This window comes from Kitasatospora sp. NPDC048296, assembly GCF_043201815.1.
GTDB lineage: Bacteria > Actinomycetota > Actinomycetes > Streptomycetales > Streptomycetaceae > Kitasatospora.
In genome coordinates, this window is record NZ_JBICZB010000069.1 from 26,035 (window position 1) to 43,146 (window position 17,112).

The 17,112-nt window shown below is 72.7% G+C and carries 12 protein-coding genes; 6 read left to right on the top strand and 6 right to left on the bottom strand.

The window, feature by feature from the left end; genetic code table 11:
* Positions 1-7 precede the first annotated feature (7 nt).
* Genes ACGF12_RS30670 through ACGF12_RS30680 form a run of 3 tightly spaced genes read right to left on the bottom strand, consistent with a single transcriptional unit; the run spans position 8 to position 4,116 of the window.
* Complete coding sequence (locus tag ACGF12_RS30670; protein ID WP_393037122.1) at positions 8-2,074, bottom strand: dipeptide ABC transporter ATP-binding protein; 2,067 nt, start codon at positions 2,072-2,074, stop codon at positions 8-10.
* Positions 2,071-3,117: an ABC transporter permease gene (locus ACGF12_RS30675; protein ID WP_393037125.1), complete on the bottom strand. Its 1,047-nt coding sequence runs from the start codon at positions 3,115-3,117 to the stop codon at positions 2,071-2,073. The genes ACGF12_RS30670 and ACGF12_RS30675 overlap by 4 nt, the downstream gene beginning before the upstream one ends.
* 18 nt (positions 3,118-3,135) lie before the next feature.
* Positions 3,136-4,116, bottom strand: a complete 981-nt coding sequence (locus tag ACGF12_RS30680) for an ABC transporter permease (protein ID WP_393037129.1) — start codon at positions 4,114-4,116, stop codon at positions 3,136-3,138.
* Positions 4,117-4,463: 347 nt separating this feature from the next.
* Between ACGF12_RS30680 and ACGF12_RS30685 the strand changes: the two genes are divergently transcribed.
* Positions 4,464-6,167, top strand: coding sequence for an ABC transporter family substrate-binding protein (locus ACGF12_RS30685; protein ID WP_393037132.1), 1,704 nt, complete (start codon positions 4,464-4,466; stop codon positions 6,165-6,167).
* Positions 6,168-6,628: 461 nt separating this feature from the next.
* Here ACGF12_RS30685 and ACGF12_RS30690 read toward each other — a convergent pair whose 3' ends face one another.
* Positions 6,629-7,603 carry a LysR family transcriptional regulator gene (locus tag ACGF12_RS30690; RefSeq protein WP_393037135.1) on the bottom strand — a complete coding sequence of 325 codons (975 nt, stop codon included), beginning with the start codon at positions 7,601-7,603 and terminating at the stop codon, positions 6,629-6,631.
* 265 nt (positions 7,604-7,868) lie between these two features.
* On the opposite strand from ACGF12_RS30690, the gene ACGF12_RS30695 reads away from it, so the two are divergent.
* The 4 genes from ACGF12_RS30695 (at position 7,869) to ACGF12_RS30710 (ending at position 12,474) form a co-directional block, all read left to right on the top strand.
* Entirely contained in the window at positions 7,869-8,495 is a 627-nt protein-coding gene (locus ACGF12_RS30695) for a snapalysin family zinc-dependent metalloprotease (RefSeq protein WP_393037138.1), read from the top strand.
* A 314-nt stretch (positions 8,496-8,809) separates the two neighbouring features.
* Positions 8,810-9,433 carry a snapalysin gene (snpA, locus tag ACGF12_RS30700; RefSeq protein WP_393037141.1) on the top strand — a complete coding sequence of 208 codons (624 nt, stop codon included), beginning with the start codon at positions 8,810-8,812 and terminating at the stop codon, positions 9,431-9,433.
* 119 nt (positions 9,434-9,552) lie between these two features.
* Positions 9,553-10,212 (top strand): pentapeptide repeat-containing protein, encoded by a 660-nt coding sequence (locus ACGF12_RS30705; RefSeq protein WP_393037144.1) that lies wholly within the window; start codon positions 9,553-9,555, stop codon positions 10,210-10,212.
* A gap of 192 nt (positions 10,213-10,404) precedes the next feature.
* Entirely contained in the window at positions 10,405-12,474 is a 2,070-nt protein-coding gene (locus ACGF12_RS30710) for a phosphocholine-specific phospholipase C (RefSeq protein WP_393037147.1), read from the top strand.
* A gap of 9 nt (positions 12,475-12,483) precedes the next feature.
* Here the strand turns inward: ACGF12_RS30710 and ACGF12_RS30715 are convergent, their stop codons facing one another.
* The gene (locus ACGF12_RS30715) at positions 12,484-13,263 is read right to left on the bottom strand and encodes a phosphoribosyl-dephospho-CoA transferase MdcG domain-containing protein (protein WP_393037150.1); all 780 of its coding nucleotides are present in this window, start codon (positions 13,261-13,263) and stop codon (positions 12,484-12,486) included.
* A 147-nt stretch (positions 13,264-13,410) separates the two neighbouring features.
* Between ACGF12_RS30715 and ACGF12_RS30720 the strand changes: the two genes are divergently transcribed.
* Positions 13,411-13,620, top strand: a complete 210-nt coding sequence (locus ACGF12_RS30720; RefSeq protein ID WP_393037153.1) for a hypothetical protein — start codon at positions 13,411-13,413, stop codon at positions 13,618-13,620.
* 40 nt (positions 13,621-13,660) lie between these two features.
* Here ACGF12_RS30720 and ACGF12_RS30725 read toward each other — a convergent pair whose 3' ends face one another.
* Positions 13,661-16,900, bottom strand: a complete 3,240-nt coding sequence (locus ACGF12_RS30725) for a S41 family peptidase (protein WP_393037156.1) — start codon at positions 16,898-16,900, stop codon at positions 13,661-13,663.
* Positions 16,901-17,112: the final 212 nt, after the last annotated feature.

Below are 17,112 nucleotides of genomic sequence, written 5' to 3' on the forward strand. Positions count from 1 at the left end.
TCGGTGATCAGCTCATGGGTTCCTCCGGATAGTGGCAGGCCGCCTGGTGGTCCCCCTCCGCCCGGTCGGCGTCGAGCGAGGGCCGTTCCCGCTCGCACCGGGCCCGGGCCGCCTCCGGGAGCCGGGCGTGGAGCGGGCAGCGGGTGCGGAAGGGGCAGCCGGTGCGGCGCTCGGTGGGGGAGGGCGGGTCCCCGGCGAGCAGGATGCGGTCGCGGGCGCGCTCGGCGGTGGGGTCGGGCAGCGGGACGGCGGAGAGCAGCGCCCGGGTGTACGGGTGGCGGGGGCGGTCGAAGACGGCGGAGACCTCGCCCTGCTCGACCGTCCGGCCGAGGTACATCACGCTGACCCGGTCGGCGAGGTGCCGGATCACCGAGAGGTCGTGCGACACGAACAGGTAGGAGAGCCCGAGCTCGGCCTTGAGCGCCTGCAGCAGGTTGAGCACCCCGGCCTGGATGGAGACGTCCAGGGCGGAGACCGGTTCGTCGAGCACCAGCAGCTTCGGCCGGACGGCGAGCGCCCGGGCGATCGAGACGCGCTGGCGCTGCCCGCCGGAGAACTCGTGCGGGTAGCGCACGGCGTGGTCCGGGGCGAGGCCGACCTGGCGCAGCAGTTCGGGTACCCGGCCGGCGATCTCCGCGCGCGGGGCGTGCTGGGCGCGCAGCGGTTCGGCGATGATGTCGCCGATCGGCATCCGGGGGTCGAGGCTGGCCATCGGGTCCTGGAAGACGATCTGCAGCTGGGCCCGGAGCCGGTGGGCCTCGGCCCGGGTGAGCCGGGCGGTGTCGCGGCCGAGCAGTTCGATCCGGCCGGTGTCCGGGGCGCCGAGCTTCAGCAGTTCGAACAGGGTGGTGGACTTGCCGGAGCCGGACTCCCCGACCAGGCCGAGGGTCTCGCCCTCCCGCAGGTCCAGGTCGACCCCGTCCACCGCGTAGACCTCGCCGACCTTGCGCTTGAACACCGTGCCCTTGAGGAGCGGAAACGTTTTGCCGAGACCGCTCACCGACAGCACCGGCGCCCGCGAGGAGCGGTCCCCGGCCGTGGTCGCGGTCGGCAGCTCCGGCACCGGGTACACCTCGCTCGGCGCGGGCCGCCGCTCGGCCAGCTCCGCCGACCGCACGCACGCGGCCAGGTGCCCCTCGGCGCCCTCCAGGACGGGCTCCGCCGCCGAGCAGCGTTCCTCCGCCAGTGGGCAGCGCGCGGCGAACGGGCAGCCCGGCGGCAGTTCGGCCATCGGTGCGGGGGTGCCCGGGATCGGCACCAGCGGGCCGCCGCGCCCGTCCAGTCGGGGCAGCGCGCCGATCAGGCCGAGCGTGTACGGGTGGCGCGGCACCGCGAACAGCTCGTCCACCGTCGCGGTTTCGACCACCCGGCCCGCGTACATCACCGCGACCCGGTCGGCCGTCCCGGCGATCACCCCGAGGTCGTGGCTGACCAGGACCAGCGCCGCGCCGGTCTCCCGCTGCGCGGTGCGCAGCACGTCCAGCACCTGGGCCTGGATGGTGACGTCCAGCGCGGTGGTGGGCTCGTCGGCGAGCAGGATGTCGGGCTGGTTGGCGACGGCCATGGCGATCATCGCGCGCTGGCGCATGCCGCCGGAGAACTCGTGCGGGAAGCTGTCCAGGGCCCGGTCGGGCGCCGGGATGCCGACCAGGTCGAGGAGTTCGGCGGCCCGGCGGCGGGCGGTGGCCTTGTCGACCTTCTGGTGGACGCGGACCGCCTCGGCGATCTGGTCGCCGATCCGGTAGACCGGGGTGAAGGCGGACAGCGGGTCCTGGAACACCATGGCGACCCGCCGGCCGCGGATTGCGGCGAGCTCCTTCCCGGGCAGCCCGACCAGCTCCCGGCCGTCGAGGCGCACCGAGCCGCCGACCCGGGCCGTGCCCGGCAGCAGGCCCAGCACGGACAGCGCGGTGACGGACTTCCCGGAACCGGACTCGCCGACGATGCCGAGCGTCTCGCCGCGCCGAAGGGTGAGGTCCACCCCGCGGACGGCGGGGACCGGGCCGCGCGGTCCGGCGAATTCCACCCGCAGGTCCCGGACAGCGAGCAGCGGGGTCTCGACAACAGTGGTCACGGGCTCTTCCTCTGTGAACGACCCGAACGACCCGAACGACCCGAACGGCTGGAACGGCTGGAACGGCTGGAACTGCCGAAACGACGTGAGCGACGTGAACGGCCCGAGCGGCCGGCCGCCCCGGCGGTGGGGTCGAGGGCGTCGCGCAGCCCGTCCCCGACCAGGTTGACGGCGAGCACGAACAGCACCAGCAGTCCGGCCGCGAAGTAGAACATCCAGGGGAACACCGGGGCCTCGCTGGTCCCGGCGGCGAGCAGGGTGCCGAGCGAGACGTCCGGCGGGCGGACGCCGAAGCCGAAGTAGGAGAGTGCGGTCTCGCTCATCACCGCGCCGCCGACCGCGATGGTGGCGTCGATGATGAGGAAGGAGGCGACGTTCGGCAGGATGTGCCGGCTGATGATCCGCAGCGGCCGGACGCCCATGAACCGTGCGGCGCGCACGAATTCGCGCTCGCGCAGGGAGAGTGTCATCGAGCGGACCACCCGGGCGGTGATCATCCAGTTGAACAGGGCGAGCAGCAGCACGAAGGCGATCCAGCCGCTACCACGCAGCCGGGGCGAGACGATGGTGATGATCAGGAAGCTGGGGAAGACCAGCAGCAGGTCCACCAGGAACATCAGCACCCGGTCGGTCCAGCCGCCGAAGTAGCCGGCGCAGGCGCCGACCAGCGAGGCCAGCACGGTGGAGAAGAGGGCCACCAGCAGCCCGATGATCAGTGACTTCTGCAGTCCGCGGACGGTCTGCGCGAACACGTCCTGGCCGACCCCGTTGGTGCCGAACCAGTGTGCGCCGGAGGGGGGTTGGTGCAGCGCGGTGAAGTCGGGGGCGGCGTAGTCCCAGGGCGTCAGGAACGGTCCGCCGAAGGCGAGCACGAACAGCAGCAGGATCAGGACGGCTCCGGCCACGGCGCCGCGGGCGGCGAGCAGCCGGGTGAGCACGAGCCGCCCCCGTCCGGCGGCCGGGGGCCGCCCGGCATCGCCCGAGGAGCCGGAAGACCCGGCCGGGGAATCGGAGTCGGCCGGCTCGGCAGTGACGACGGTCATCTTGAGGATCACCTCCGGTCAGGACCGCACGCGCGGGTCGAGGGCGGCGTGCAGGGTGTCGGCCAGGAAGCCGGAGGCGAGTACGACGACGGCGGTGAACAGGTTGATCGCCACCACCGAGTTGACGTCCTGTTCGTTGATCGACTGGATCAGCCATTCGCCCATGCCGTGCCAGCCGAAGATGGTCTCGGTGAAGATCGCGCCGGTGAAGATGCTCAGGAAGCTGTAGGCGAACATGGTCGACATCGGGATCACGGCGGTGCGCAGCCCGTGCTTGAGCAGGGCCCGGCGCCGGGTGAGGCCCTTGGCCTCGGCGGTGCGCAGGTAGTCGGAGCCGAGCACGTCGAGCATGGTGCCGCGCTGGTAGCGGCTGTAGGTGGCCAGACCGCCGAGGGCGAGCGAGACGGTGGGCAGCAGTAGGTGCAGCGCCCAGTCGGCGAGGTGGGCGCCGAGGCCGCCGGCCAGCCCGGGGGTCTCGTAGCCGGTGAACGGGATGACCTCGTGGCCGGCCGCGTCCTTGGCGGCGATCGCGCCGTTCTTGAGGAACAGCGCGACCAGGAAGACCGGGGTGGAGAGCAGCACGAAGGACAGCACGGTGAGCAGCCGGTCGGAGATCCGGTACTGGCGCACGGCGCTCCAGGCCCCGGCGGCGACGCCGAGGACGGCCCCGAGCAGGCTGCCGAGCAGCAGCAGCCGCAGCGAGACCCAGACCCGGCGGCCGAAGTCGTCGTTGACCGGGGTGTCGTGGATGGTGCGGCCGAGGTCGCCGTGGAGCAGACCGTCGGCCCAGTGGCCGAAGCGCTCGACCACCGGGGTGTGGTCGTTCAGGTTGAGCGCGGTGAGCTGGCGCTCGACCGACTCGGCGGACGGGCGGGGGACTTTGGCGTCGAAGTAGGTGCGCGGCTGCAGGGCGCTCGCGGAGATCGCGTACGCCAGGAAGACGGCGGCGAGCAGCAGCGCGGCGTAGTAGCTCAGCCGCTTCGCCAGGTAGCGGAGCATCAACGGCCGCCCGGGGTGGGGGCGGGGCCGACGCGTCTGGTGGGCATCGGGTGGTGGCCTTCGGTCGGGGCCCGGTCAGGGCGTCAGGTGGCGGGGGCGGCAGGGGAGTTGGGGAAAGCGCAGGTCAGAGTGAAGCACCCCGGGACGGCAGGGGTGTTGCGGCGGGATTGCCCCCCGTGACTTTTGGATCAGGTGTGCGCTCCTCCCCCTGGTGGCGGATCTGATCCGCTGTTACGTTCCTCTGGCTCGGTGCCGGATTGAGTGCCCACGCTCAAGCCCGGTCATGCCTCGTGCGACCCAACTCCTGCCACGAACCGACTCCTGCCACGAATCTCAGGGGGACCCTCATGGACGCTTCCACCCCGACCCGCCGCCTCTGCCGGGCGGCCGTTCTCGCCGTCGCCGTCGCGCTCGCCGCCACCGCGTGCACCTCGGGCGGGAGCGGCTCGGCCGACAACGTGGCCAAGAGCGAGCCGCCGAGACAGGACTCCCAGGACATCAACGCCAAGCCGCTGGACCAGGTCAAGGACGGCGGCGAGGTGCGCTTCCAGCTGGACCAGTGGATCACCCAGTGGAATCCGCTCCAGGTGGACGGCGGAACCTACACCGACACAGTGGACATGATCCGCGCGGTGGAGCCGGCGCTGTTCGGCACCGACGCCTCCGGCACCTTCCAGCCGAACCCGGACTACCTGGTGGAGGCCAAGGTCACCTCGACCTTGCCGCAGGTGATCACGTACAAGCTGAACCCCAAGGCCAAGTGGTCGGACGGCAAGCCGCTCAGCTACCTGGACTTCAAGGCGGACTGGCAGACCAGCAACGGCAAGGACCCGGCGTACAACATCAACGACCCGTCCGGCTACGAGCTGATCTCCGCGGTCGAGCAGGGCGCCGACCCGACCGAGGTGAAGGTCACCTTCGCGCAGCCGTACGCGGACTGGCAGAACCTGTTCCGCCCGCTGATCCCGGCGGCGGGCATCTCCACGCCGGACGACTTCAACAAGGGCTGGCTGGAGAAGATCCCGATCACCGCCGGCCCGTTCAAGGTCGGCGTGGCGGACAAGACCGCCCAGACCCTCAGTCTGGTGCCGGACCCGGCCTGGTGGGGGACCAGGGCCAAGCTCGACAAGATCACCTTCCGGGTGATGGACAAGTCGGCGAGCATCCAGGCCTACCTCAACAACGAGATCGACCTCGCCTCGGCGAGCACCGCCGCCGCGTACGGGCAGCTCAAGAATGCCAAGGACACCGTGATCCGCACCGCCAGCCCGTGGGACGAGCAGCACATCTCCTTCGGCGGCAACGGCGCGCTGGCGGATCAGAAGGTCCGCCAGGCGCTCGGCAGGGCGCTCGACCGCTCAGCGCTGATCAAGATCGCCAACAACGGGGTGCCGGTGGAGTTCAAGCCGCTCGGCAACCACATCATCATGCCCAACCAGACCGGTTACCAGGACAACTCGGGGGACTGGGCCAAGTTCGACCTCGCCGCCGCCAAGAAGCTGCTGGACGAGGCGGGTTGGCGGGAGTCCGGCAGTGGGCCGCGCACCAAGGACGGCCAGTCGCTGGAGCTCCACTGGGTGCTCAGCGACGGCACCCCGCAGGCGCAGCTCGACCTCGCCACCGCGGCGGCGGCGATGTGGCAGGCGGCCGGGGTCAAGGTCGACCTGGACAAGGTGCCCGCGAACGACTTCTTCGCCAAGTACGTGACCCCGGGCAAGTTCGACCTCGCGAGCTGGCGCAACACCGACTCCTTCCCGAACTCCAAGAGCCTGGCCAACTTCCGCCTGCCGATCGGCGACAACTCCTTCCAGAACCCGTCGCGCCTGGGCAGCCAGGAGATCGACGACCTGCTGAAGAAGGCGGCCGGAACGGTCGACCCGGTGGAGGCCGCGAAGCTCTACAACCAGGCGGACGCGAAGATCTGGGAGCTCGGCCACACCGTCGAGCTCTACCAGCGGCCGGTCGTGGCGGCGGTGCGCAAGGGACTCGCCAACTACGGCGCCTTCGGCCTCGGCAGTATCGATTACAGCAAGGTCGGCTGGGAGAAGTAGCCGGGGCCGCCGAGGCGGCGAGGGCGACCGCACGGCTGGGGCTGGCGAGCAGCGCGGTGATCACGAGGCCGGTGGTGCGGACGCGGGTAGGTCGGCACTGCCGCCCCCGCTGTCCTGCCACCGGCCTTGACCTTCCGCGTTGCCCGCAGGCCGCCCGTGTCGTGGGGCCTCGCAAGGCCCGCGCTCGCTTCCAACCGGGGACGAATCTAGCCGGGCGCCGGGGCCGGTCGCGGGACAGCGCGCGGGGCGCGCCCGGAAACCCGTCGCGCTGTCACCCGGTTCGCGCACCGAAGCGTCAACTACGGCTGACGGCAAGGATAAAGGGGACATACGAGGGCATCGCGCCCGGGTTCCTAACGGGGTTTCCGTAGGGCGCACATGCCGATGTACGACCCGGCGTGCACACCGGCGTGCGCACCGCGCCGGTGCGCGCGCCGGACCCGGGCCGCTGCCACGGGGCTCTAGGGACGCCCCAGCAGCATCGGTTCGTGACGGGCCAACCAGGCCAGGTAGGCCGGGCTGACCTTGGCCAGATCCAGGTAGGCGGCGCGCAGTTCGCCGTACAGCGCGTCCAGGGCGGGCGGGCTGAGTGCGTGCGGGCGCCAGGTCAACAGCAGCCGGACGACCAGCGGGTCCCCGTGCACCGGGCGGACCACGGTGCCGGGCCCGGGCAGCGAGGTCGGCTGGCAGGGGCGGACCGCCTCGCCGGAGGCGACCAGCTCGGCGGCGGTGGCGTTGTCCCGCACCTGCACCACCCGCGGGTTGAGCCCGGCCTCGCCGAACACCCGGCGCATCGCCGCGTACTCGTGGTCGGCGGTCGGGTCCACCATCCAGGTGTCCTCGGCGAGGTCGGCCAGGTGGACGACCGGACGGGCGGCGGCCGGGTGGTCGGCGGCGAGGGCGACGAACTGCGGCTCCCGGGCCATCAGCACCCGGTGCTCGGCGTCCGGTGGAACCCGTAGCGGGAAGCCCTCGCTCTCGTGGACGAAGGCCACGTCCAGCTGGTCGGCGGCGACCATCCGCAGCAGCGCGCTGGCGGAGATGTCGACGTGGATGGTGGTGTCGGTCTCCGGCAGCCGCTCGTGCACCCGGCGCAGCCAGGCCGCGACCGCCCGGCTGCCGACGCTGCCGATGCGCAGCCGCCGCTGTCGGCCGGGCCCGGCGGCGTCCCGGGCCTCCTGCCGGGCGGCGGCCACCAGCGCGGCCATCTCGCTGATCACCGGCCGGGCCCGGGACAGCACCGAGTGGCCGAGTGCGGTGGGCCGGCTGCCGGTCTGCTCGCGGGTGAACAGGGTTCCGCCGATGGTCCGTTCGATGCGGTGCAGCTGGGTGGTGAGGGAGGGCTGGGTCATGCCGAGCTGGAGCGCGGCCTTGCGGAGGCTGCCGGTGTCGGCGATCGCGCACAGCACCCGGAGGTGTCTCACGTCGAGCTCCACGACGGGAGCATAGACGTCGTCGCGCCGCCTCGCCAAGGACATGACAGGGAATCAAGGGCGGGTCGACCGGCCGCACGGCGGACTCCCGCCGGTATGCGGCCGGGCTATCGCCGGTTGACATCATCCGCGACCGGCCCGGCTGGGTCGAAGCTCGGGGCACCACACCGCCCCGGTCCGGCCGGGGCGGCCCCCACCGTGCGCCGCCGCCGTCGGGTCCGGCCCCCACCGGTTCGGCGAGCCGACGCACCGCGAACTCGGAGCCCCCATGAAGCGATCCGTGCTGTCCGCGACCCTGGGCCTGGCCCTCGCCGTCGGCCTCGCGACCCTGCCCGCCACCGCCGTCGCCGCACCGGCGGTCCATGGCAACACCGTCTCGACGTATGCCGGTTCGGCCGAGGAGGCCGCGAACAACCAGGCGTTCTTCCAGGCCGTGATGGCCTCCGCCAAGGCCAGGCAGGCCGCCGACCCGTGGCTGCAGACCGTCACCGTCACCTACGACACCACCAATGCCCCCTCCTTCGCCGGCGACATCGCCGACGCCGCGCAGATCTGGAACAGCTCGGTGCACAACGTCCAGCTCCAGGAGACCGGCGGCACCGGCGACTTCTCGTACACCGAGGGCGACGGCAGTGGCTCGTACGCCAGCACCGACGGGCACGGACACGGCTACATCTTCATCGATCACCAGCAGGCCCAGGAGTACTACTCGCTCCGGATCGTCGCCCACGAGACCGGGCACGTGCTCGGCCTGCCCGACGACTACTCCGGCCCGTGCAGTGAGCTGATGTCGGGCCACGGCCCCGGCCCGTCCTGCACCAACGCGCACCCCGACGCCAACGAGAGCGCCCAGGTCGACGCGCTCTGGGCGAACGGTGTGGCGCCCGCGAACTGACCGTACTGCCAGGCGAATCAGGGCGCGACGGGCCGCCCGGCCGGAAGCGGGCGGCCCGCCGCAGTGGGTACTTCCCCGCCTCGGAGCCTAGCCGCCGGCGGAACGGAATGCCAGGGGCATGGGCAAGTCAAGACAAAGGAAAGTCAACTCAAATCCCCGGGGCGGCCGGGGTATTGGGTGGGGCTATCGCGGGTTGACATCATCCGCCCGCCTGCCGGGCTGCCCGAAGCTCTGGGGACATCACCCGTTCGCCAGGTGTCCCCCAGGGCCGGCCCCCAACCGGCCACGGCACCGCAGGAATCGGAGACCCCCACATGAAGCGATCTTTGCTGTCCGCCAGCCTCGGCCTGGCCCTCGCGGCCAGCCTCGCCGTGCTGCCCGCGACCGCGGCGTCCGCCGCCCCGGCCGCCCCGGCGGTACAGGGCTACACCGCCTCGACGTACGCCGGTTCGGCCGCCGAGGTCGCGGACAACCAGGCGTTCTTCCAGGCCGTGATGGCCTCCGCCAAGGCCAAGCAGGCCGCCAACCCGGGCCTGGCCACCGTCGTGGTCACCTACGACGCCAGCTCGGCCCCGTCCTTCCGCACCCAGATCGCCAACGCCGCGCAGATCTGGAACAGTTCGGTCAGCAACGTGCAGTTGCGATCCGGCTCGGCCGCCGACTTCCGCTACTACGAAGGCAACGACAGCCGCGGCTCCTACGCCAGCACCGACGGGCACGGACGCGGCTACATCTTCCTCGACTACCAGCAGAGCCGGCAGTACAACCCGGTCCGGGTGACGGCCCACGAGACCGGGCACGTGCTCGGCCTGCCGGACCACTACTCCGGTCCGTGCAGCGAGCTGATGTCGGGCGGCGGCCCCGGCCCGTCCTGCACCAACCCGTACCCGAACGGCACCGAGCGCAGCCGGGTCAACTCGCTCTGGGCGCACGGCTGATCCACTGAGCAGCCCTCGGACCGGCCGCACGCCACTGTGGTCGGTCCGGGGCCTTGTCGGTGCCGCGTGCGAGCATGCGGACGAGAACCGTCCGCCCCCGATCGCAAGGTGCCGCCGCCATGTCCCGTTCCGTCCCCGACCGCCTCGCCGACCTCCCGTACGCCGAGCTGCTGCGCCCGCACACCGGGCCGCTGCGCAGCGACGAGCGGTACGACACCGCGCACTTCGACGGCGGTGAGCGCACCGACGAGTCGGGTGCCGGCGCGGCCTTCCTGGAGTGCGCCTTCACCGGGGTCTCGCTCAGCGGGGTCAAGCTGCGCCAGGCCCGGTTCAACGAGGTCTGGGTGCAGGCCGGCCGCTGGGTGGCCTGCGACCTGAGCGACACCGAGTGGCAGGACAGCGCCTTCGTCGGCGGGGTGCTGGCCGGGATCGCCGGGTACGGTTCGGCGCTGCGCCGGGTGGTGTTCCGCGGCTGCAAGCTGGAGGCGGTCAATCTGCGGTCGGCCGTGCTGCGGGACGTGGTGTTCGAGGACTGCCTGCTGCGCGACGTGGACTTCGGCGAGGCGAAGCTGACCGGGGTGTCCTTCCCCGGCTCGACGCTGGAGGAGGTCCGGCTGCGCGGGGCCACGCTGAGCAGGACGGACCTGCGCGGTGCCGCCCGGCTCGGGCTCGCGGACGGCCACCAGGGGCTGCGCGGAGCGGTCATCAGCTCCAGCCAACTGCTGGAACTGGCCCCGCAGTTCGCCCACGCACTGGGCATCGAGGTCAAGGACCGCTGACCGGCCTCATTTCCTCCTCGACGGATCAGCCGGGCGTTCAGCCCGGCGTCGCTCGGTGACACCCGGACGAACAGTCCGACAAACCTGGCGCACGCATCTGGTGGGCCACTGCGGCCGTGGTGGAGACTGCTCCGCGATCGATGGCCTCGAGTTGTGCACACAACATCGCCAGTGAAGGGACGGACCGGGCTGATGGCCGAGTTGAGTCGTAGGAAGTTCGTCACGCTGTCCGGAGCGGCCGCGGCCGGTCTCGCGGCGGTCGGCACCGGCGCCGCGGAGGCCGCCCCGAGCGCCGCCGCCGCGACCGCCTCCACCACCGCGCTCACCACGACAGGCACCATCACCGACGTCCAGCACGTCGTGATCCTGATGCAGGAGAACCGGAGCTTCGACCACTACTTCGGCACCCTCAAGGGCGTCCGCGGCTTCGCCGACAAGGCCACCATCCAGATATCCGGCGGCTACAGCGTCTTCAACCAGCCGAACGGCCTGTTCTTCCGCCAGTACCCGTGGGCCTTCAACCCCTCGGGCAGCAGCGGCTCCCCGGAGACCACGGCGCAGTGCAACGGTGACCTCTCGCACGCCTGGTCCGACCAGCACAAGGCCTGGAACGGCGGCAAGATGGACTCCTGGGTGTCCGCCAAGGGCACCGTCCGCACCCTCGGCTACCTGCAGCGCGCCGACATCCCGTTCCACTACGCGCTGGCCGACAACTGGACCATCTGCGACGCCTACCACTGCTCGGTGCTGAGCGCGACCGGCCCCAACCGCACCTACCACTGGAGCGGGATGATCGACCCCGCCGGCACCGCGGGCGGCCCGGCCTACGACGGCGGCGACGAGTCCAACCTGCGCTGGCAAACCTACGCCGAGGCACTGGAGAACGCCGGCGTCAGCTGGAAGGTCTACCAGAACGCCGGCGACAACTTCGGCGACAACGCCCTCGCCTACTTCAGCCAGTTCACCGGCGCACCGGCGGGCAGCCCGCTCGCCGTCAAGGGCATGGGCTCGGTGCCCAAGGTCACCGGCCGGACCCCGGACGACATCGCCGCCGCGATCAGGGCCGACGTGCTGAACGGCACCCTGCCGCAGGTCTCCTGGATCGTCGCCGACCAGCAGTCCTCCGAGCACCCCTACGCCACCCCCGAGGACGGCGCGCACTTCGTCCACATGGTGATGGACGCCCTGAACGCGGACGCCAACGTGTTCAACTCCACCGTTCTGCTGATCAACTACGACGAGAACGACGGTTTCTTCGACCACGTCCCGCCGCCGGCGGCGCCCGCCGGCACCGCGGGCGAGTTCTACAACTCCACCAACATCGGCCTCGGCTTCCGCGTCCCGCTGATCGCCGTCTCCCCGTGGAGCCGCGGCGGCTGGGTCAACTCCGAGACCTTCGACCACACCTCGGTGCTGCGCTTCCTGGAGGTGTGGACCGCCGCCATCGGCAAGCCCGCCACCAGCCCCAACATCAGCGCCTGGCGCCGCCAGGTCTGCGGCGACCTCACCTCGATCTTCGACTTCGCCAATCCGGTGTACGGCATGCCCTCGCTGCCCGACACCTCGCAGACCATCGGTCTGTCCACCTGCGGCCCGCTCGGCAACCCCTCGCCCGGCAACAACGCGCTGCCCGCGCAGGAGCCCGGCACCCGTCCGGCCCGCGCCCTGCCGTACCGGCCCAACGCCAACCTGGACCACTGGGACACCAACGCCAGCGGCATCATGCACGTCTGGGTGAAGATGTCCAACGACGGAGCCGCCCGGGCCGCGCACTTCGCCGCCTACGCCAACGCCTACCGCAGCGGCGGCCCCTGGCAGTACACCGTCAATTCCGGCAGCCCCGTCACCGACTTCTTCAACTGCGGCACCAACGGCTTCGGCAACGGCAAGTACGACCTGACCGTGGTCGGCCCGAACCGGTTCCTGCGCCGCTTCACCGGCGACCTCACCCAGCAGGGCAAGAACGCCGCCGTCACCGCCTCGTACGCGGTCGAGCCGGGCACCGGCAAGCTGGCGGTCTACTTCGCGATGGCCAACTCCGGCAGCACGCCGATCACGTTCACCATCACCTCCAACAACTACCGGACGGACGGCCCCTGGACGTACCAGGTGCCGGCCGGCGGCAACGTCAGCGACTTCTTCAACGCGGTGGCTTACACCAACGGCTGGTACGACTTCACCGTCACGGTGGACGTCGACGGCAGCTGGTCGCAGCGCTTCACCGGCCACCTGGAGACGGGCACGCCCAGCGTCAGCGGCTGACCCGACGGATCAGACGTACGGGCCCCGGGGGAACCACGGGTCGTGGACCTCGCGGGGCCCGTACGGCGTCAGCAACGTGAAGGTGTGCACCCCCGCCGCGTACTCGGCCAGCTGCACCGCACCGTAACGCGTCTCCAGCTCCGCCTGCACCGGCACCGGCAGCTTGCTCAGCGCCCGGCGCAGCTGCAGCGCGTCCCTCCGGCTGATCGGGTGCGGGGCGCGCAGTACCAGCCGCAGCGGGCTGAGCGGCCCGGCGACCGGGATGCCGGTGCCCAGCTCGTAGCCGACCGCGCCGATCGGGCCCCAGGCGAGGCGGTGGTCCGCCACCAGCCGGCCGACCTCCGGCAGCAGGGCCAGTGCCGGGATCCCGGCGACCCTCCCCGGATCCAGCCGCTCCCGCCGTTCGGCCAGCCGCTCGGGCCGCAGCGTCCGGGCCACCGCCGCCCAGGGGGCGAGCGCGTCCAGCCGCTGTCCGGGGCGCGGGCCGCGCGCGGTCACCGGGATCCAGTGCTCGGGCGCCGCCTCCGGGTCCCGGGTGCAGCGCTGCGAGTACGGCACGTCCACCGGGGTGCCGACCACCGAGGGCGCCCGGCCGACCGTCACCCACGGGTGCGCCCGCAGTACCGCTCGCGCCCACTGCGGCAGCTCGCCGCCGGTCAGCGGGCGCAGCGAGCTGGGGCACTGCATCAGCAGCAGGTCGTGGGTGCCGGGCAGCCGCCCGTCCAGCGCGGCCAGCGGACCGACCCGCCGGCGCGGTCCGTCGTGCAGTTCCTCGGTCGAGTTCCTCACACCGCCACCCTCCGCCCGCCGAACGTCCCCGGCTACGGCCCTTCGGCGCGTTCCGCCGGGACCAAAGGCTCAAGGTGCGTCCGCGCGGACCCGGTGTGAGAGTGGGGGCAGCCCGGTATTCCGACATTTCCCTCCGGAGGAGGAGCCATGGGCATTTTCGACATGTTCCGACACAAGGCGCACGAGGCCGCCGGGCAGGCTGCCGCCCAGCGGGCCGCGCTCGCGCACGACGAGGCCGTTGACGCGTTCAGTAACGACGTCGAGCGCACCCGGGAGACGCAGGAGAAGCTCGCCCAGGACGAGGCCGACCGGCGCGCTGCCGCCGACATGACCGCTGAGGGCGACCCCTGGGGATGAGCCCCGGGTGACGCCGCCCCTCACCGGGTGACGCCACCCGTCACCCCGCCCGCGGCGGCAGCGGCGGCCGCCGCAGGTCCGGCCGGGGTGTGGTCTCCGGCGGGGGCGCCGCGGCGGGCGCGTCCTCCAGCAGCTCCAGGGCCAGCTGGACGGCGGTCATCAGCTCCGGGTGGCGCCCGCGCGCCCAGTCCTGCGGGGTGCGCAGCACGTGCACGTCAGGCTCGACGCCCCGGTTCTCCACCGACCAGCCGAGCCCGCCGTTGAACCAGGAGGCGTTCTTCGGCACCGAGATCTGGGTGCCGTCGCCCAGGGTGTGCCGTCCGGTCATCCCGACCACCCCGCCCCAGGTGCGGTTGCCGATCACCGGTCCGAGGCCGAGCAGTTCGATCGCCGCGATGATCACGTCCCCGTCCGAGCTGGTCGCCTCGTCGGCCAGCGCCACCAGTGGGCCGCGCAGGGCGTGGCGGGGCCAGCGGACCGGTTGGCGGTCCCGGGTGAAGTCCCAGGCGAGGACCTGCCGGGTGAGCTTCTCCAGCACCAGTTCGGAGACGTTGCCGCCGGCGTTGCCGCGGACGTCCAGCACCAGCGCGGGCTTGTCCAGCTCCCGCCGCAGGTCCCGGTTGAACTGCGCCCAGCCGGAGCCGCCCAGGTCCGGGATGTGCAGGTAGCCGCACCGCCCGTCGCTGAACTCCCGTACCAGGGCACGGCGTTTGACCACCCAGTCCTGGTAGCGGATGGCCCGTTCGTCGGTCAGCGGGGTGACCGTGATCCGCCGCACCGGGCCGTCCGGGCCGCTGCGCAGGGCGAGTTCCACGGTGGTGCCGCCGGTGCCGGCCAGCTGCGGGAGCGGGCCGCGCAGCCGGTCCACCGGGCGGCCGCCGATCTCCAGCAGTTCGTCGCCGTCCCGGATGCCCTGGGCGGCCAGCGGGGCGCGGGCGCGCGGGTCGGAGGACTCGCCGGGCAGCACCCGCTCGATCAGCCAGCGGCCGTCGGGGGAGCGGTGGGCGCTGGCGCCGAGCAGGCCGAGCGGCTGCTGGGCGAGCGAGGGACCCTCGGCGCGCCGGGAGGGGGTGACGTAGGCGTGGGAGGTGCCGAGTTCGCCGAGGAGTTCGCGCAGCAGGTCGGCGAAGTCGTCGGGTGAGCAGACCCGTTCCAGCAGCGGTTCGTACTGGGCGACCAGCGCGGGCCAGTCCAGGCCGGACATCCGCTCGTCCCAGAACTGGTCCCGGACGATCCGGGCCGCCTCGTGGTACGCCTGGCGCCACTCGGCGGCCGGGTGCACGGTGTGGGTGATCCGGCGCAGGTCGACGGTGGTCCCGGCGGAGGGGGCGCCGACCGGGATCACCCGCAGCGCCCCGGCCGAGTAGACCGCGATGGACCCGCCGTCGCCGGAGACCGCGTAGCCGTCCAGCTTGTCGACCAGCGTGCTGCGGCTGCCCCGAACCAGGTCGTAGTGCTCGAGCGAGGGGCGGCCGGAGGTGTCCTCGGGGCTGGCGAAGGTCTGCCCGAGGGTGCCGGAGATCGGCCAGCGCAGCCAGACCAGGCCGCCGCGCACCGCGTCGGTGGCCGAGTACTTGGAGGCGATCACCGGGAACTGCAGCAGCCGGTCGCCGATGCCCTGGGGGGCCACCCGGACGGTGCCGTCCCCGCCGCCGTCCCCGCGCGGGGCGCCGTCCTCGGCGGGCGCGGCGAACGGGGAGGGCGTGTCGGCGGCGAGCGGGACGAGGTACGGGCGGCAGCCGAGCGGGAAGGAGAGGTCGCCGGTGTGCACGTCGTGGACGGGGTCGAAGCCGCGCCAGGAGAGGAAGGCCAGGTAGCGGCCGTCCCGGGTGAACACCGGATGCTCGTCCTCGAACCGCCCGTCGGTGACGTCGACGATCGGCGCGGGCGCGTCGGTGCGGGTGAGCCGGATCCGGCGCAGCGAGCGCCCGGCGGCCGGCTGGGACCAGGCGATCCAGTGCGAGTCGGGGGAGAACCGGGCGCTGGAGACCGGCCCGTAGTCGGAGGCGGCCAGCTCGCGCACCTCGCCGTCGGCGGCCGAGACCAGCAGCAGCCGCCCGTCCGAGGCGGCGGCGGCGAGGTGGGCGCCGTCGGGGGAGGCGGTGAGCTCCAGGACCCGGCCGAGCCGGCCCGCCGCCAGCACCCGGTGGTGGTGCCTCTCCCCGCCCGTGATCCCGGAGGGGCCCTCGTGGCCGGGCAGCGGCATCACCTCGATCGCGTCGGCGCCCTGCGCGTCGGTGATCCAGGCCGCCTCGCCGGTGTGCCCGAGCACCACCGGCAGCCGGGTCCGCACCCCCGGGGTGTCGGCGAGCGCGCGGGCCGGGCCGTCCTTGTGGGTGAGCCAGTACTGGCTGCCGCGCACGGTGATCACCCCGGCCCGCCCGGTCTGGTCGCAGGCGAGGTCCTTGACCTGGGAGGCGGCGTTGACCTGGTACGGGCGGCGGCCGGCCCGGGCGCCGCCGAGCGGGACGTGCAGCCGGCGCGGGGCGGGGGCGTCCAGGTCGTCGAGCAGCCAGAGGTCGCCGGCGTGCTGGTAGACGATCCGGGTGCCGTCGGTGGCGGCCTCGCGGGCGTAGTAGGAGGCGTGGTCGGTGTGCCGGCGCAGGTCGCTGCCGTCGGGGCGGCAGGAGTAGACGTTGCCGATGCCCTCGTGGTCGGAGAGGAAGGCGATCCGGTCGTCGGGGGGCTCGCCGACCGGCATCGGGGAGGCGAGGTGGCCGGTGTGCCCGGGCAGGATCAGCTCGCCGTCCACCCAGAGCCGGCCGGTCGCGCCGCCCCGGTAGCGCTTCCAGGAGGCGGGTTCGTGCGGGGCGGAGCCGGTGAGCAGCACGGTCCGTCGGCGGGCCATCTGGGCGTCGCGGACCGGGCCCCAGGGCATCCGGTGGGCGGGGGAGCCGTCCGGCGGGAGGGCGTGCGCCCAGGTGTAGTGGCTGAAGGGCTCGTGGAAGGAGGTGACGGCCAGCACCTCGCCGTCCGGCAGCCAGCCGCGCACCCGGGTGTCCTGGCTGCCCCAGAAGCTGAGCCGCCGGGTCTCGCCGCCCTCGACCGGGGCGGTCCACACCTCGGGGGTCAGGCTGAGCCAGCTGGTCCAGGCGAGGGTGGTGCCGTCGGGGGAGAAGCGGGGGTTGCTGACGCGGGTGCGGTCGCAGCCGACCCGCCAGGCCCGTCCGGTCCCGCCGCCGTCCGCGTCCAGCGGGGCGATCCAGACGTCGTCCTCGGCGGTGAAGGTGAGCAGGTCGCCGTGCAGGTGGGGGTGGCGGAGGTAGCCGGGCGGGGTCACCCCTCCATCCTTCGACGGGGTGTCACCCCCGGCAACCGGGGCGGTCCCGCCGGGGGCGTCCCGAAGCGCGCGGGAGCAGTGACACCGAGACGCGGACCCGGCGAGGATCCGCCGGACAGGCCCTGATATGTAGCGGACTTTGTCAAGCGGTGCAGGGTTGAGCTGCCCCCGGAGTGGTGGATGGGGGCTGGTGGGGGCCCGGGTGGGGTGCG

Coding starts and splice junctions, on each gene's coding strand:
- ACGF12_RS30675 (WP_393037125.1), bottom strand. CDS start 3,117: ATGACCGTCGTCACTGCCGAGCCGGCCGACTCCGATTCCCCGGCCGGG.
- ACGF12_RS30680 (WP_393037129.1), bottom strand. CDS start 4,116: ATGCTCCGCTACCTGGCGAAGCGGCTGAGCTACTACGCCGCGCTGCTG.
- ACGF12_RS30685 (WP_393037132.1), top strand. CDS start 4,464: ATGGACGCTTCCACCCCGACCCGCCGCCTCTGCCGGGCGGCCGTTCTC.
- ACGF12_RS30695 (WP_393037138.1), top strand. CDS start 7,869: ATGAAGCGATCCGTGCTGTCCGCGACCCTGGGCCTGGCCCTCGCCGTC.
- snpA (WP_393037141.1), top strand. CDS start 8,810: ATGAAGCGATCTTTGCTGTCCGCCAGCCTCGGCCTGGCCCTCGCGGCC.
- ACGF12_RS30705 (WP_393037144.1), top strand. CDS start 9,553: ATGTCCCGTTCCGTCCCCGACCGCCTCGCCGACCTCCCGTACGCCGAG.
- ACGF12_RS30710 (WP_393037147.1), top strand. CDS start 10,405: ATGGCCGAGTTGAGTCGTAGGAAGTTCGTCACGCTGTCCGGAGCGGCC.
- ACGF12_RS30720 (WP_393037153.1), top strand. CDS start 13,411: ATGGGCATTTTCGACATGTTCCGACACAAGGCGCACGAGGCCGCCGGG.